The following is a 17512-nucleotide window of genomic DNA, read 5'->3' on the forward strand; positions in this document are numbered from 1 at the left end:
TACCATAGCGATGTGAACCATTTAGCCTGCTATGACGCAAGGGATTCGGGTATTGCCGCCTTTTGTCTTCATGGCTAAATCAATGTCGATATTTTCTTGCTCTAAAAAGCTTTTGTTCATTGATGGCTTACCTTTCAAAATAAAGTAATAACCAAAGCCTTCAGCTTCACCATCATACACAAAGCTTGAAATACGAAGTACTCTTACCCCAAATTTAGTAAAATCGACATCCATATTTACGGTGCGTTGTTGTTCAGATTTTTTGTATGTTGTGCTTATTAGTTTGACGCCGTTAATCTTGTAGTCATTACCTATAGCAAACTGATTCTGAGATATACGATTCACAGTGCTTTCTTGCAAGGCAAAAGCAATACCAGCGATGTTCTGTCTATAAACAGAATCACACTCAAGAGTAGATTTCGTTACTAAAGACTCAACATCTACTTCTATGTAATGGTTTGGGCTATCGTTATTAGATGCTATGGCATGACTAGATATATAAAATAGTAGACTTACCATACAAGCGCTAAAAACTCTTGTTTTAATATATTGTAATCTAGCCATTTTCAGTTTTCTAATCAGCCTCATCTTTACCAATCACATCGAACTCTTCTAAGCACAATTTGTCATATTCTTTTTTACAAAAACTAGGATCGATTTTGCACATAGCAGCTTGTAATTGATCGAGGCGGTTTTCTGACTGCTGAATGTGTTCTAGCATTTTAGCAAATGCTTCTGCAACAGGGTCTTGTGAGGTTGGATCAATACCATAAGCCTGAAATGCTGTATCGCGTGCAGTAGCTTGTTTTGAGGTCGCTATTTTTTCTTGTGACTTAGCGTCTGGTGATTTTTCGGTAATTGGATTGCCTTTTTCATCATGATGATCCGATATCATGCGAGCTGCATTACCGACCATCGTAGCGCCTGCTGGTACCGGTTTTACCACGACCGCATTTGAGCCGATTTTGGCATTTTTACCCACCGTAAATGGGCCCAATACTTTTGCACCAGCGCCAACGGTCACGCCATCTTCTAGCGTGGGATGACGTTTGCCATTATTCCATGATACGCCGCCAAGGGTGACGCCATGATATAAGGTGACATCGTTGCCAATCTCAGCCGTTTCACCAATGACGACGCCGACACCATGATCAATAAAAAATCGTTTGCCAATCTTGGCAGCAGGATGAATCTCAATACCAGTGATGATACGTGAGCCATAAGAGACCACACGTGCGGCCAGTTTCTGTTCGTTATTCCAAAGACAGTGCGCCCCGCGATGTAGGACGAGCGCATGGATGCCAGGGTAGGTCAATATGATCTCGAGGCTGTTGCGCGCCGCAGGGTCACGTTTGAATACCGCATTTATGTCTTCTTTTAGGTCTTTTTTGATACTAATAAGTGATTTGAATAATTTGGTTGGCAATGACATAAAGCGTCCTATCTATTTGTCAGTAGAGTGTCACTGGTGAACAGCGATATCTGTAATTTATAGTTATTAGATTTTAATCGTTATTAAGTCTGCATAAATATTAGGTTGTACTTACACTAAGGTCTTTTAAGTTATAGCAGTTTTACACGATAAAATATATAGTCGGTTCAAGATAATTTGGATACAAGGTAGGCGAGTGAAAGTACTACAAGTGGTAGGCTAAGCGAGCCTGACGCCGTATCCGATTTATATAGGACTGACTGTAGTGATGAGCTATTAAATACTCACAAACCCATCAATTCATATGAGCTTGTGAGTATCGATTTTATATTTAGGGCGTGTTAGATAATATAGCTAGTCTTTTGACAGCTTGGCAATCAATGCACTCAGTAATTGATACTCTTTTTGATCGAGCTGTACACGCGAGCCCAGTCGTGACAGGCGCGATGGCAATGATTTTAAGTGCTCACTATCTGCCAGACCGCGCTGAACCATCAGCTCTGTCATACGCTGAGTCAGCTGTTGTAGTTGCTGCTGGGTAATCGCAGGCTCGTCCCATTGTTGACGCAGATGAACGTCCATCATGGGTTCGACGGTTGTACTTATATCAGCATCTAGACTGTTATCAGTTGTATTTAAGTGCGTTTGCGCGTATGCAAAGATAAAACTGGCGATTACTTGTACCGCTGATGCAACGTTGAGCACAGGATAAGCAGGATTGGCATCGATTTGAATATGATAATCTGCATAAGCCAACTCTTCATTGGTCAAGCCGCGATCTTCACGACCAAATAAGATAGCAATATTTGGTTTACTACTAGTCGTACTTGCTTGCTGATCCATAAAATCAAACATGATTTTTGCCGCTTGGGTAGGGTTCACCACAGGGCGCGGCAAATGACGACTACGACTACTCGCTGCGAACACGAGCTGACAGTCTGCAATAGCAGATTCAAGGCTAGGTGCGATGGTCGCTGATGCCAGTAGCTCATTGCCACCTGCTGCATGAGAGACACTCGTCTCATCAATTGGCAATTTAGGATCAACGACCGTCAAACGCGACAACCCCATGGTGTGCATCGCCCGTGCTGCCGAGCCAATATTGGCAGGTAGCGTTGTATTTACCATGACGACTTGTACAGCAGACAGATAGTCATTCACACCATGAGCTGATGGAGAACTGTTACTCATTTATAGCCCCAAGCGTTGATTGATTTCTTGCTCAACGTTTTGCAGCGCGATTGAGATGTTTTCAATAAGTGTGGCTTGTTCGCCAATCGTACGCTCACGGCAGCGCTCTTGTAATTGACTGCTTAAGCTGGCCAATTTCGCAGCGCCTAAATTAGCGCTAGCGCCTAAATTAGCGCTAGCGCCTTTTAGAGCATGAGCGGTCTCATAGCCGTTAGCATGGTCGTTTTCTTGCTGAGCCGTTTTTAGTGCTGCGACACGTTTCTTACTGTCTATAAGATAGACTTGTATTAAGTCGGCAAAATCTTCTTCGAGCAAGTCACGCATGTCTTCAAACTGCTCATCGTTGATAATTTCGTCCATTTTTTATATCCAATTGTTAAAAGTTAAAGCAATAAGGGTTGAGGTGGGTTTAACACATGCTAACTATAATGAAAGTGTAAGTTGTCTTCATTAATCATAGTTTTCAGTTGTTGTAAGTTGTCATCGTTGGGATAAATACGCCAATGCTCGGATAGAGCAACATTGGCAATACCAAACTCTGCATAAATACTTAGTCCAAGTGGTAGACAGTTGTCATTAATAGAGGCGTCGGTATTGCTCAGAGCATTGTCAGTATAACCTTGATCAGTATGACTGCCATTACTCATAGCCGTTAAATCATTGCCGTTTTCATCGTATAGACTGCCGCCCATGGCAGGATCGTAAGCGCCGTTGCCGCCACTATTACTGTCTTGCTCATCTTGCTCGCTGTTATAAGCCAAGCGCGGTGCTGGTATGATGTCAGCTTGTGCAGATTTCAGCAGAGGCTGCATACGTGTGAGCAAATTGATATCGCTACCGTGAACTTTAATGCTGATCTTTTTGAGCCAGCGCAAGCGCGCATCAACCATGCTCATGGCACTATCAAGACGGGCAAAGAGGCGACCGTCACGCTCACGAATACTGCCTTTGATAATGACCACTTCGTCGACTTTTAGCTGGTCTTTGACGCGGTTAAAGCGCTCCGCATAGCAGCTAACCTCTAACCGTGATGTGCCATCGTCTAAGGTAATGACGTTGCGAGTACCAAAGTTGGCGATATCGATAATCAATCCTGCAAAATAACAGATGCCGTTATAACCAGTATCGGTTAGCTTATCAAGACGCGTGCCTGAGGTATAGCGTTTTAGTTCATCTAGGTATTCGTTGATAGGGTGACCTGTCAAATACAGCCCTAAAGTGTTTTTTTCAGCTTTTAGGCGGTGTTTGTCCCCCCAGATTAGCTCTGGTGTCATGACTAATGGTGGCGCGGCGACCACACCATCCATCTCACCAAACAAATCCATCATACCGATTTCACGGTTTTGACGGTCTTGTTCAGCCGCTTGTACCGCACTTGGCAACTGACTCATCAGCGCACCGCGAATCTCGTATGCTTCATCGGCTGGCAAGTCAGGTCGCAATGTCGCTGCAAAGTCATCAAAGCAGCCTGCACTGACCAGTGCTTCAAGCGTGCGCTTATTGACTTTTTTGATGTCTACGCGGCGACAGAAGTCATATAAGTCTCTGAATGGTCCTTCGCGGCGGCGTGCGTCGACGATAGATTCAACAGCACCTTCACCCACGCCTTTAATCGCGCCAAGACCATAAATAATATTGGTCGGCGTATCAGCGACGAAATGCCATTCACTACGGTTCACGGATGGATTGACAACGGTTAACTCAAAATTTTCACGGCAGTCATTGATAAAGAATACGACGTTGTCCGTGTTGTTCATATCTGAAGTCAGTACCGCTGCCATAAACTCGGCAGGGTAGTATTGCTTGAGGTAAGCGGTTTGATACGCCAATACACCATAAGCGGCAGAATGCGAGCGGTTAAAGCCGTAACCAGCGAATTTTTCCATCAAATCAAATACGCCACCTGAGGTGACTTCATCGATGCCTTGTGAGGTTGCACCAGTGACAAAGATATCGCGCTGTTTGGCCATCTCTTCGGGTTTCTTTTTACCCATTGCACGGCGCAGCATATCAGCACCGCCCAAGCTATAACCAGCCATGACCTGTGATATCTGCATGACCTGTTCTTGATAGACAATAACGCCGTTGGTGTTTTCTAGTATTGGCTCAAGATTGGGATGATCGTAGATGACTTCCTCGCGACCATGTTTACGGTCGATATACATCTCTACCATGCCGGCATCTAGCGGACCGGGGCGATATAGCGCACACATGGCGATGACATCTTCGATATTGGTCGGTTGTAGTTTGGCGAGGTACTTTTTCATACCCATACTTTCTAACTGAAAGACAGCAGTGGTCTTGGCATCTTGCAGTAGCTTATAGGCTTTTTTGTCATCTAACGGCAAATCTTCTAGGATTAATGCGTCTTTGCCTTCTTTGGCACGGCGTAAGTTGATGTTCTCAACGGCAGCATCAATGACGGTTAGGTTGCGCAGACCCAAAAAGTCAAACTTCACCAGACCAACGGCCTCGACGTCGTCTTTGTCAAACTGGCTGACACGGTGACCTTCATCATCACAATAGATGGCGCTAAAGTCGGTAATCTTATGCGGGGCAATCAGTACGCCACCCGCATGTTTACCAACGTTTCGGCAGACGCCTTCTAGTTTGATGGCCATCTCCCAAATTTCGATGGCATCTTCATAATCCATATTGTCAGGATTAGAGATCAAGTCCTTGAGCTGTGGCTCTTGTTCGAGCGCTTGACTCAGCGTGATACCCGGAGTTTTGGGGATAAGCTTGGATATTTTATTGGCAAGGAAATACGACTTGCTTTGTACACGCGCCACATCACGTACCACGGCTTTTGCGGCCATGGTACCAAAGGTGATAATCTGCGAGACTGCGTCACGACCATAGGTTTGCGCCACATAGTCAATGACTCGGTCACGGCCTTCGATACAAAAGTCGATATCGAAATCGGGCATCGATACCCGCTCAGGGTTTAAGAAGCGCTCGAATAATAAATCGTAGTGGATAGGGTCAAGATCGGTGATGTTTAGCGCATAAGCGACCAAGGATCCTGCACCGGAACCACGACCCGGTCCAACAGGTACGCCATTGGCTTTTGCCCAGCGAATAAAGTCCATAACGATTAAGAAATAACCAGGAAACTCCATCGAGAGGATAATGCCAAGCTCATACTCTAAGCGCTCATCATACTTCTGGCGAAAATCGTTCCAATGTTCAGTACGTTCTTCAACAGGAAAAAGCTTATCCAAGCGATTATTCAAGCCACGTATCGACTCTGCCCGAAAAAATGATTCAATCGTCTCACCTTCAGGTACAGGAAAATCGGGTAAGACATTAATACCCAGCGTCAAGGTCACATTGCAACGACTGGCTAGGCGTAATGTATTATCAACTACCTGAGGAATATCAGCGAATAGCTGTGCCATTTGCTCTTGAGTTTTGAGGTATTGCTCATCAGAATAGGTCTTTGGACGATTTGGGTCAGCCAGTACATAAGAGCCTGCGATACATACTCGCGCTTCATGGGCATCAAAATCATCTTGCTCCAAAAACCGCACATCATTATGGGCGATAATAGGCATATTGTGTTTGGCACCTGAGTGAATAGCTGCTTTAATAAAGGTATCTTCACCTGAGCGATTGGTGCGTTTGATAGCAAAGTATAACCGATCAGAAAACTGCGACTGCCACTCTGTCAGCAGCTCATCGGCTTTTTCTGGCATTGAGCTGACCAGTGCCTGACCGACATCGGATTTTTCGGTAAATAGTACGATAACACCTGCCGCATGTTCTAAGATATGATGGCGCTTGATAACGGGCACACCATGGTTGGCATCATCGGCACGTCCTTCGGTAAAGCCTAGTGAGACAATACGGGTGATATTTTGATAGCCTTCATTGTCCATCGCTAACAGTGTCAATCGCGTGTCTTCATTTTCCATGATGACTTCGCTGCCGATGATTGGCTTGATACCAGCGCTTAGGCAGGCACGGTAGAATTTCACCGTGGCATAAAGGTTGGATAAATCGGTCAAAGCAAGCGCGCGCTGATTATCGGCCGCAGCAGCCTTGACTAACGGCTTGATACGCACGATAGAGTCAGTGATTGAATATTCGCTGTGAATGCCAAGGTGTACAAATGCCATAGAGGACTCTTACGGATACGATCGGAAAATAGGCTGATAATAAATAAGTTTTTTATTATCAATAATTTAAGTCTTTAATTTGGTGTGCAAATACGTTAATAATCGTATTTGCGTATTCCAAATCAGGTCGTTAATAATAGCATTATTTGCTGCAGACAACCACTGATTCAAAGGTATTGGGCGAAGTAATAAGGTTGGAAGTATTCGTTAGATACGTGCTATTTCTATTTCAATAAATAACCGCTGACATCTTTAACGATGAAAGCGGTTGTTTATGAAATATTCAGAAAGAATTATAGTTCTGTTTAGGGGTAAAAGGCTTTTAGAGGTTTGAATTATAATCCAGCCCATTCGCCTTCAACCCAGATTGGATTCTCGGCGTTACCCTCTCTATTCATCCATTTATCACCTTGCCAATAACCACTAAGGCTGTCTTCTTTTTTACATTCTTTACTATAGTAATATGAGCCCATGTCATAAGAAAAGCATTTTTTGGTATCTTTGTCGGGTGGACAAAAGCCAGTTTGTACATCGCAATTGGGTGCTTGCCCAGGTAGGTAGGCTCTACCTTCTTTACAGACATAGTCTACCGTACCATGAGGTAGATTATTGTAATCCCAAAAATTTGTACCATCACTGCCTAACGGTTGGTTAGTACGACAGTGTAATGCCCAGCCACCTTTACTATTCAGAATGTATTCATCAGGCTTTGAATTATTAATTCCCGCTATATTATCTATACAGCCTGTTAATAGCAATGCGGTGAGTCCACCGGCGATGAGGTATGATGTTTTCATAAGGTGTTTTGCTCTAGTTTTGTTTAAGGGTGAAAATCTTTTAGATATTTGGGTTATAAACTAAACCTCATATCATCTGCCCTAAATTAGTTGATCGCTACAGTACTGAATTAGTAGCTAACTATCGGCTGGTACACTAGGTACACCGTTTCTGCAATTAAATTCATAAGTACTTATAGGCAAATCATATTTTTTCCAATAGCGACGCAGCTGCGGTGTGGTCAGCTCGTTTCCTTGACAGTCCTTTGGTAATAAGGGTGTGCTTCCGTCACAGATAAAATACAGTGTACCTTTAGGCAAGTTGTTGTCTTCCCAGTATCTTTTTGCCCAACTTTTGATTATTGGAGAAAAAAGAAGTCTGTCTGTTGCTGGATTGATCTCTGTGGTACATTCTCCTACTGCATTGCCAGAGTCATCTTCTAAATAGTCTTGTTCATACATAAACCGCGCACCCAAATCGATACAGGCGGTGAGGCCTAACATGCTGGTTAGGAGTAAAGCTAGTTTTATTGATTTCATAATTATATCCTGTTGCTATTAATACCCCACCACAGCCGCATCAACGATACGTGGATCAGACGAGCCGTAAACACCGTTTGGCGTAATCATAATCGACTGCGTCGAACCCATGGCAGATTTTGGACTGACCGTGTGTCCCATTGACTCAAGCTTTTTGACAGTATCAATATTCAATGCTTTTTCGACTCGAATTTCATCAGGCAGCCATTGGTCATGAATGCGCGGGGCATGGGTGGCCTCAGCGATATTCATATCATGGTCGATGACGTTTGAGAGGATTTGGGTGACGGTGGTGATGATACGGCTACCACCTGGGCTACCTGTGACGATATAAGGCTTACTGTCTTTGAACACAAAGGTTGGACTCATCGAGGATAGGGGACGTTTATTGGCTTCGACAGCATTGGCTTCACCGCCTAATAGGCCATAACCGTTTGGCACACCAGGCTTGGCCGAAAAGTCATCCATCTCATTGTTGAGTAAAATCCCTGTACCGTCAGCGACGAGACCGGTGCCGTAAGAGAAATTTAGCGTATAAGTATTGGCTATCGCATTGCCATCTTTATCGACGATAGAGAAATGCGTGGTCTGATCGCTTTCGTAGGGCAGTGGATTATTGGCTTTGATGGTCGCCGCTGGTGTGGCTTTGTTTGGATCAATTAAGGCGCGCAGCTTGTCAGCATAGGCTTGAGAGGTAAGACCGCTGGCAGGCACATCGATAAAGTCAGCATCACCTAAGTACTCTGCTCGATCTGCATAAGCCAATTGCATCGCTTCAGCCATTAAGTGGATGGTCTGCGCGCTGTTTTGTCCGTAGTCTTTGAGTGGATAGCCTTCTAAAATATTCAAAATCTGAATGATATGAATACCACCAGAAGAAGGCGGCGGCATTGAGACCACTTCATAACCACGGTAGTTGCCTTTGACCGGCTCACGGGCGATCGCTTGATAATCGCTCAAATCCTGCAAGCTCATTAGGCCACCTGCTTCATTGACCGCTTTGACCAGTTTTTGCGCCGTTTCACCCTTATAAAACCCATCAGGCCCTTGTGCGGCAATTAGCTTTAGCGAGCGGGCAAGCTCTGGCTGCCTTAAGCGTTCTCCTGGTTGATAGGCACTGCCGTCTGGTTTAAAAAACACCTTTTTGGTACTGGGCCACTTTTGCAAACGATCACTGAGAGCGGTGAGTGACTCAGCCAATCCAGCCGTCACTTCTATACCGTCCTCTGCTAGTGCTATCGCTGGTGCCATGACTTGTCCGCGGCTCATCGTACCATGCTCGTCCAACGCTTTGAGCAGTCCTGCGACTGTACCTGGCACACCGACAGCCAAGCCATGATAGCGAGACAAGTCGCTAACAGCGTTACCTTCTTCATCGAGGTACATATCGCGAGTGGCGCTACTGGGTGCTTTTTCACGGTAATCGAGTGCCACGGTCTTGTCTTGCTTGGCATCATAAATCATCATAAACCCACCACCGCCGATGTTGCCAGCACGAGGTAAGGTGACGGCTAGAGCAAAGCCAACTGCGACGCCTGCATCAACAGCGTTACCACCTTCTTCTAAGATTTTTAAACCAATATTTGAGGCGAGCGCTTCTTGCGTAGCGACCATGCCATTTTTTGCCCAAACAGGGTGATGAATCGCATCGGCAGAATAGATGGCTTGCTCGTTATTGGTACTGTTGGCAGTGTTAGTAGTGGCAATGTTAGTAGTGGCAGTGAGAGTGCTTGATTTGCTAGGTGTAATGCGTTTGGTTTCGGACAGCAGAGTAGGACTGTCGGTCATAATATCGAGGTTGATTGCGCTGGTATTGATAGACGTATTATTTATCGAATCAGTGGGTTTTGGTGTCACGGGTTCAAGCGCATGAGCTGATATAGATAGCAATAATGTACTGGTGATGAGTAGAGTGCTGGATTTGAGTAGTGTACTGAAGTTTTGTTTAGACAGTTGAGTGGTTTGATGGTCAGAGGATGAGGGCTGCATGGCAAAGTCCTTTTTATATGAGACGTTAATCAGTAAGGCTGTATTTTAAAAACAGATAGACTAAGAAAAGGTATGTCACGAAAAATAACAGGATAGCATGAGAATAGGAAGATATTACCTACATATGTCTATAAAAATACTAAAAATAACAGCTTTAAAAGATATTTTTTTCATCTTGCTATGGCAGCTAATTATCGAGAAGGTAACGTGCGGTCGAACATGATGATGTTTTTAGCGTCTATTACATAAATATTATGATGAAGCCCAATGATTTGTGGAAATTAAATGAATAATTGCGCTATTATAGCTAGCTAGTAATGTTTTGTGATATAAATGACGCTATTCATTATATATTTACAATTGTTTATCAGCTTAGACTAAGGGAATTTCATGTCACCGCCTATTTTTCATAACAGCAAACAGCCACTTTTGTCTCAATCATCAGCGCATCAGCCAACGAGTACAGGCAAGCGTCAGTTAATAAAAATGTCTAGCTGTGCGATTTTATCCGTGGGCGCGATGACTTTGCTAGCAGGTTGTCAATCAACGTCGATGGCTTCATCAAATGCTGCGGTATCAGGCAAGGTGATTGATTTTGAGATTGCAGATCCTGCGCAGAGCCAAGCACAGGGCCGTGCATTTAATGCCGATTTAAATGCCAAGTCTGAACGCTATGCACAATTATTTGACCAAGAAAATAATCCTAGCACTGAGAACCAAGCCAAAACGCATTTGATGACGGCCATTCGCCAGCATCTGGCGACCGAGCATGTATCCGTTTCGCAAGCCAATTATCAAACCGCCCCTTTTATTGATCCTGATAGTATCGATGCTGGCGCTAGTAGTTTGCTAAGAACCGTTTTAGAAACTTATGCGTATAGCAAAGAGATGTCAGACGACTATGACTCAAGCTATGATTCGGACTACTCAGATGATGATTATTATGAATCAGATTATGACAGCTATGTCGATGCTGCAGATGAAGTCGTCATCGAAGAATATGCTGATGAGTCAGATGACATTGCATATGATGATGAAGGTTACGATCAAAACGGCTATGACGAAAACGGTTATGACTGGTATGGCTACGACGAATACGGTTATGATGAGTACGGCTACGATGAAGATGGCTATGATCGAGACGGTTATGATGAATATGGTTATAGCCGCAGTGACTATGATGAAGGAGTTTATGCTAGCGATGATTATGAATCGGACAGCGCTCTTTCAAAGTTATCAGAACTAAACCCAAAAAGCATGGCAGAGCAATATGAAGCCATGCAGATGGCAAAACAGCAAGCAGAAATGACTGGTACAACAAACGAGTTTCCTCCTACGTCAGCCTCAGGCGCATTGGGCCAAATGCTTAACATGCTCCACCGAACCCCTGAGCAGATAGCAGCGTCCAATGCTTATCATTATAAAAATCTGTTTTTTAGTAGTGTGAGTCAGTACAAACCTCAGCAGCGACAACTACAAAGCGTCTATAGCTACGACTATGTGACGCCGACGATAAGCTCATCAGTACAAATACCGCTCGCGTTTGATTTTAACAACAGTAATGTCACGGTTGATCCTTCAGTTATTATGCCTATCGTGGCGATGGCCACTCCCGAAAACACGCCACTACCGAACGAGATGGCGTCACATACGGTCAGTTTTGGTTTGCCTGATAGTATCACTGAGCAGCTACCACCAGCAGTGGTCTATGATGCAGCGATTGCTGCTATACAAGACAGTATGGCGGAGCTGGCACCTGAGCACTTTAGTGCAGTCGATATTAGTGATGATGCGTTTGCCAAAGAAGTCGGTGCTAGCCGAGCGGTAAAAGTATATTTTGGTAGTCAGCAAAGCGGTGAGATGATTGGTAAATTTCTAAAGTATATGACGCAGTCGTTACAAGAGTATATCGATACCAATCCAGAGAAATACCCTGATGGCGCCATGCTAAAAGCTGCCATTGAAAAGTTGCAGCTCTATAATAAAGGTTATCAAAGTGCAGATGTGGGTGCGCTATTGCAAGTGATTGAGGCCATTGGTCCAATTTCGTTCAATCAGACAAATTACTATTACTTAGACAGCTCAGATCGACTACTTGCTAAGCAGCAACGTATAAATATGGGCAGTGATTTTCTTGGTTCTACAACCACTGCAATCAATCAAGTCCGCTATGATAAAGCCAGCTTTAATCAGAGTGCGTTGACCCCGTTATTGGCCGAGTCGTTTGGTGATAATGCAACACCTGCTATCGATGGCAATGCTTGGATTGCAGAGCAACGTCAAAAAGGAGATAGGCTGCAAGAGGCTCGTTACGCCCGCTATGATTATGACAACGACTATGCTGATGCTAGCGAGGATTCTGCTAGCGATGCGGCAGAGTACGAGTCTAGTAATTATGATGACTATAACGAAGGTTATAGTGAAGGCTACACTGATGCGGAAGATGATACAGACAACTGGTAGAGCGTTATTAGCACTATAGTCGGTTCAATATAGTTTGGATACCACAAAGCCAAGTGAAAGCACTATAAATAATAGCCTAAGCGAATCTGATAGCGTATCAAAATTATGAAGAGCTGACTATATATCTTGTCACGTTCAAGCCCATATTTATTAAGGATAAGAAATGAAAACAGTACATCAAGCCATCGTAGGTCGTCTGCCGTCAACCATCAAAAACCATACTTTATTGACCAGTGTATTCATCACAGGCGCACTATTATTAACAGGCTGCCAATCTACCAGCTTAGGTCAGTCCAGCAGTGTTACGGCACAGCAAACGCCAACAGCAGCCAAAACAGCATTGGCAACCGCGCTAAAAAAACAGCGTCGTCAATCATTTAGCTATCATGGCAATCTTGAGATTAACAACGATCAGTATGTTACTAATGTAGATCAAGCGGAGTTGGTTACGGCAGATTATGTGGACACATACTGCGAAGAGACACATGATCAAGCGTATGCCGATCTGGTTGCTCAAGCACAAACACAAAATAATGATGTGATGGACGCAGAGTATGATGCCCAGCGAGCAGCACTCAAAGACACTTATCTTGAGTGTTCAGATGCCTATGAAGCGTGGATAGAAAGCGATTACGATAGTGATATCACTGTACCACCATCATATCAGCAACTATTTGATAACTATTATGATAAAACAACACCATCAGATATTAAAAAAGCGAAATTGCTAGACGCTTATCTATTAAAGCCATTATCCATCAATGCGCAAGGTATCTATCAACCTATGGTTGGTAAGGCTACTATGCTAGCCAGTGTGCAATATAAAGCACGTAACCATCAAAGCAGTATCAATCAGCCTATTTATATCGATTTTAAAAACGGCAATATTTATCTGTGGGCCGATAATTTTGCAATGTTAAATTCAGAATTATTAGATGATAAGCTGGGTACTACATGGCAAAACAAGTGGCTAAAAGTTGCACTGGATGATGGTACGTTGCCAAAAGGGTTTGGAAGTGAGGTGATAAAAGCTCATTTTGAAGCGCTAGATCGCACGTTTGAGGCAGCGCCTGTTAGCCAGTTTGACTATGTGGCACCTAATACGTTGGTATCTTTGTCTCCTAAGTTACCAGAGCATCAACTACCTGCCATGCTAGCAAGCGATCAAGTGATTCGCCGTCTACAAAGTGCTGAGAGTTATGAGCAGTTTTATCAAGACTACATGCGCATATTTTACAACCACATCACCGAGCAGTACCCTGAACTGGTAAAAAGTAATGAAGCTTACTCAGAAAACGACACAAACATGGATGTTAGTACTGATACATTTACCAGTAAAGCACTGGTGCAGCAAGCATTGGCTGCAATGAAAAACAGTATGAATAATGATGGCAATGTTGAGACGGTAGAAGATGAAATGGGAGCGGACACAGCGGTGCAAGAGTTATACGGCTTTGATAAACGTGGCAAGCTTGCGTGGCAGCATACGCGTAATACGTTACACACTGCTAGCAACACATCTGACAAAGGCTTGGTAATAGATGCCTTACAGCAGTATTCCGCTATCAATAAAGATATAGCATTCCCTAACTTACCAAATGATGCGCAAGTGCCGAATGACAGTAATAGTGTCGATGCACGGCAGTATAGTAAGGAGTTGCTGCAATATTATCGTGATGGCAATGGTACTGCTCTTGGAAAAATGATGTTTAATCTACTGCCAATGGCGCAAGATGAGTTCGCTGCTATTGATTAAGGTTGTATAGCAACTGGTATAGTTCAGTGAACCACTAAATTACTATGACGTTATCTATCCTTATAGCTATTTTAGAGTTCTTTGACTATCATCGATTGAAATGCACATACTTAAAAAGCGCCTCTACTTAATAGAGGCGCTTTTTAATTTAATACGCATATCGCTAGGTAAAACTATCACTTTTCCAAAGTGGTTTAAGTGAATTATTACATACCTTGCTGTGGGCGCTCGCCACGTTTCTCACGACGGTCTGGACGACCATGACCTTCATCATCATTTTTTCGATCTTCTTTCATTTGTGCCAGTTCCGCACGCTGCTCAGCAGTCAGTACTTGAGCAATCGCATGTTGGGTCTGTATGCGTTCAATAAAGCGTTGTTTTTCTTTCGCTGCTTGCTGATCGGCGAGACGGTTTACCGCAGTACTATTCAATGTGCGAGCATTAGTCAATGCTTGTATTTGTTGCTCTACTTGCGCACGCTCTGCTTGATGTTGTGCAGGTTCTGTTTTGCGATCACCATGCTGCGCTTCCATAATGGCTTTGATTTGGGTTTTTTGCGCAGCTGTAAGGTCTAGTTTAGACAACGGACCTCTCATCTCGCCTTTTTTCATGCCGCCTTTTTTCATATCAGCTTTGTGATGCTTTTGCATTTGTGTCGTTGATGGTGTGGTATCTGTGTTTGCATTGACACTGGTACATGCAGTAACAGTAAATACGCTAGATAATGCGATGGCTGAACCTAATAGTAACTTTTTCATAGTAACGTCCTTTATTTAACTTCATATGGTTTGATTGAATAGATATTTAACGTTTTATCTGGCAATTATTGTTGTTAAGCGTTGAATATAAATACAATACTTGCTGTTGATAGGTGCTATCTTACGACAGTTGAAGGTTACGAACATTTATGAAGTATTAAGAAAAGTAACATTTATAGAATACCGATCAGCTATTGCCTGATAATATAAATAACAAAGCTATTTAACGTTTAAGGAGATAGATATGCCAAACATATTGTTAGGTGATGACGACGAAGAGTTGACTCAGTTATTAGAAGAGTATTTGCATAATCATGGCGTCCAATGTGACTGTGTTCATGATGGTGAGGCTGTCATAAAAAAACTAAAAAAAGCCAGTACGCAGACCCCTGTTTATGATTTGCTAGTGCTGGATATTATGATGCCGAAGATGGACGGACTCAGTGTACTACGTCAATTACCGAATATTATTGATATCCCTGTCATTATGCTAACCGCAAAAGGCGAGGAGATTGATCGTATCATCGGTTTAGAGCTTGGCGCTGATGATTACATTACCAAACCTTGTAATCCTCGAGAGCTGCTAGCACGTATTAATGCAGTCATCAAACGTACCAATGCAGCAGTGTCAGAGCACACACCGTTACCAGAAGGTCGCTTGCATTTGGATCAAAACCAGCGAGTCTGTCAAATAGATGGTGTTGAGCTGCAAGTGACGGGTACAGAGTTTGACTTACTGGTGGCGCTTCTCAAACAAAAAGGCGAGGTCGTTAGTAAGGAGTGGCTGTCAGAGCATGTATTGCAACGTGAGTTACAGCCTTTTGACCGTAGTCTCGATGTTCATGTGTCACGCCTGCGTAAAAAACTTCAACCGTTTCATGACGAGCCAATAAAAGCAGTTCGTGGTAAAGGTTATCAGCTGGTACTTTAATGATGGAATCATCGATGAATAACCCTAAGTTTAAGGTGCGGATCACCCTGTTTTGGCGGCTGTTTTTGAGTCTGTTAGCCACCATTCTGGTCACTTCTATCCTGTCTGTCATGGTAGAGCGTTGGTTAAGTGAAAAAGCGCTCACCGCTCGTATGGATGTGCAGGTAGACAGTTTGTTGGTTCAGCGTCAGGAACTGGTCGCAGCACTGAAAGCCGGTGATATGGAAGCGGTCAAACAACTGTATCGTCAAGACCGCTGGCTAATGAATCAAGTCAGAGTCTATGATGAGCAAGGTAGCATTATATTTCCGCGTTACCGGGATAGAGAAGAGATTAGACCAAATGGTCAGATAGAAACGCCGCCCTCATTACAGTCAGGCTTACCTGAGATGGACAATGATGTATCGAAAAATGTGCGGTCACCTCTGAGCTATTTTGTTCCACCGATGATACCAACCAGTGCCGAAATAGCTGATTCTGAGAGTCGCCCAGAACTCGCTGATGTGACGGTTGTTTTGCCAAATAAACAAACGGTTATTGTGCAGCTGCGTCCCCATCTGCGTTTTTCGGATGTTGTAGAGTTGAAATATACTAACTTTCCTATACGCTTATTATTAATTATCTTGTTAAGCATATTGGTCTGTGTTTGGCTAAGTCGGACGCTGACTCGGCGTATTCGCCGTGTACAAAACACCGTATATCGTATGATTGATGGTGATTATCAAACCTATCCAAATTTGTCCAAAATGGGAGATGATGAATTGGGTCTATTAGCAAACGATGTGGCTAACTTATCAACACGCTTGGCTGAAAGTGAGCTGGCACGTAAGCAGATGTTGAGTGACATCTCACACGAATTACGTTCACCATTGGCACGTCTTGAGGTAGCAACTGAGTTGACTCGAGATTTTGCACCAAATGCCAGCCGTTATCTCGATCGTATTGATAAAGAATCTGCACGCATGAATGAGCTGATTGAACAAATTATTCATATTCAATCTTTACAAATGCAGCAATACACCATTGATAACTTGGAAACTGAAATGGTGGATATGACAGAGCTTATCAGCGAGATTGGACAAGATGTGTGTTTTGAGTTTTATCATAAAAATGTGAGCTGGCAGTGGCAGTCGCCTAGCGCATCGTTAGATAGCTCGTGGGAAGTGTTAGGTAATCAAGAGCAGCTGCACAGTGCACTTGAAAACATCATTCGCAATGCCTTTATGCATACAGCAGCCGATTCAGAAGTGATTGCTGAAATCAAAAAAGTAGAGATGAATCATCAGGTCCCCGCTATTCAGGTTAGTATCACAGATGAGGGTGACGGTGTGGCAGAAAAAGACTTAGAACGTATTTTTCAGCCTTTTGTACGATTAGACTCCGCTCGTCATCGTGAGACAGGAGGGTATGGGTTGGGGTTGGCAATTGTTCATGCGGTGGTCACCGCTCATAAAGGACATATCAATGCCTACAATCGCCAAGATGGGGTACAAGGGCTGGTGGTTCAGATTACTTTGCCGGTGAGAATGAAAGACAGTTAAAAAAGATAGCTAAT

13 protein-coding genes are annotated in these 17512 nt (G+C 43.6%); 4 read left to right on the top strand and 9 right to left on the bottom strand.

The window, feature by feature from the left end:
• Positions 1 to 21: 21 nt before the first annotated feature.
• The 8 genes from ACT3SX_RS02180 to ggt all read right to left on the bottom strand — a co-directional run bounded on the left by ACT3SX_RS02180 (position 22) and on the right by ggt (position 10049).
• Positions 22 to 564, bottom strand: a complete 543-nt coding sequence (locus ACT3SX_RS02180; RefSeq protein ID WP_442063026.1) for a hypothetical protein — start codon at positions 562 to 564, stop codon at positions 22 to 24.
• A gap of 10 nt (positions 565 to 574) precedes the next feature.
• Positions 575 to 1432, bottom strand: a complete 858-nt coding sequence (gene cysE / locus ACT3SX_RS02185) for a serine O-acetyltransferase (RefSeq protein ID WP_192992202.1) — start codon at positions 1430 to 1432, stop codon at positions 575 to 577.
• A gap of 354 nt (positions 1433 to 1786) precedes the next feature.
• Complete coding sequence (locus ACT3SX_RS02190; protein ID WP_192519131.1) at positions 1787 to 2623, bottom strand: RNA methyltransferase; 837 nt, start codon at positions 2621 to 2623, stop codon at positions 1787 to 1789.
• A complete protein-coding gene (locus ACT3SX_RS02195; protein WP_192992201.1) occupies positions 2624 to 2983 on the bottom strand; it encodes an Hpt domain-containing protein in 360 nt (119 codons plus the stop codon).
• A 59-nt stretch (positions 2984 to 3042) separates the two neighbouring features.
• Positions 3043 to 6744 (bottom strand): DNA polymerase III subunit alpha, encoded by a 3702-nt coding sequence (dnaE, locus tag ACT3SX_RS02200; protein ID WP_442063023.1) that lies wholly within the window; start codon positions 6742 to 6744, stop codon positions 3043 to 3045.
• A 335-nt stretch (positions 6745 to 7079) separates the two neighbouring features.
• Positions 7080 to 7541 carry a hypothetical protein gene (locus ACT3SX_RS02205; protein ID WP_192519134.1) on the bottom strand — a complete coding sequence of 154 codons (462 nt, stop codon included), beginning with the start codon at positions 7539 to 7541 and terminating at the stop codon, positions 7080 to 7082.
• 117 nt (positions 7542 to 7658) lie between these two features.
• Complete coding sequence (locus tag ACT3SX_RS02210; protein WP_192519135.1) at positions 7659 to 8060, bottom strand: hypothetical protein; 402 nt, start codon at positions 8058 to 8060, stop codon at positions 7659 to 7661.
• Between the two features lie 18 nt (positions 8061 to 8078).
• Entirely contained in the window at positions 8079 to 10049 is a 1971-nt protein-coding gene (ggt, locus tag ACT3SX_RS02215) for a gamma-glutamyltransferase (RefSeq protein ID WP_192519136.1), read from the bottom strand.
• A gap of 390 nt (positions 10050 to 10439) precedes the next feature.
• Between ggt and ACT3SX_RS02220 the strand changes: the two genes are divergently transcribed.
• Both ACT3SX_RS02220 and ACT3SX_RS02225 read left to right on the top strand, forming a co-directional pair.
• Positions 10440 to 12512 carry a hypothetical protein gene (locus tag ACT3SX_RS02220; protein WP_192519137.1) on the top strand — a complete coding sequence of 691 codons (2073 nt, stop codon included), beginning with the start codon at positions 10440 to 10442 and terminating at the stop codon, positions 12510 to 12512.
• Positions 12513 to 12675: 163 nt separating this feature from the next.
• Positions 12676 to 14268, top strand: a complete 1593-nt coding sequence (locus tag ACT3SX_RS02225; RefSeq protein ID WP_192519138.1) for a hypothetical protein — start codon at positions 12676 to 12678, stop codon at positions 14266 to 14268.
• A 206-nt stretch (positions 14269 to 14474) separates the two neighbouring features.
• Here ACT3SX_RS02225 and ACT3SX_RS02230 read toward each other — a convergent pair whose 3' ends face one another.
• Entirely contained in the window at positions 14475 to 15026 is a 552-nt protein-coding gene (locus ACT3SX_RS02230) for a Spy/CpxP family protein refolding chaperone (protein ID WP_192519139.1), read from the bottom strand.
• 244 nt (positions 15027 to 15270) lie between these two features.
• On the opposite strand from ACT3SX_RS02230, the gene ACT3SX_RS02235 reads away from it, so the two are divergent.
• Positions 15271 to 15957 (top strand): response regulator transcription factor, encoded by a 687-nt coding sequence (locus ACT3SX_RS02235; protein WP_192519140.1) that lies wholly within the window; start codon positions 15271 to 15273, stop codon positions 15955 to 15957.
• A 14-nt stretch (positions 15958 to 15971) separates the two neighbouring features.
• Positions 15972 to 17498, top strand: a complete 1527-nt coding sequence (locus ACT3SX_RS02240) for a sensor histidine kinase (protein WP_192519141.1) — start codon at positions 15972 to 15974, stop codon at positions 17496 to 17498.
• The last annotated feature ends 14 nt before the right edge of the window (positions 17499 to 17512 follow it).

Source organism: Psychrobacter sp. AOP31-B2-9, assembly GCF_052378005.1.
Taxonomy (GTDB): Bacteria; Pseudomonadota; Gammaproteobacteria; order Pseudomonadales; family Moraxellaceae; genus Psychrobacter.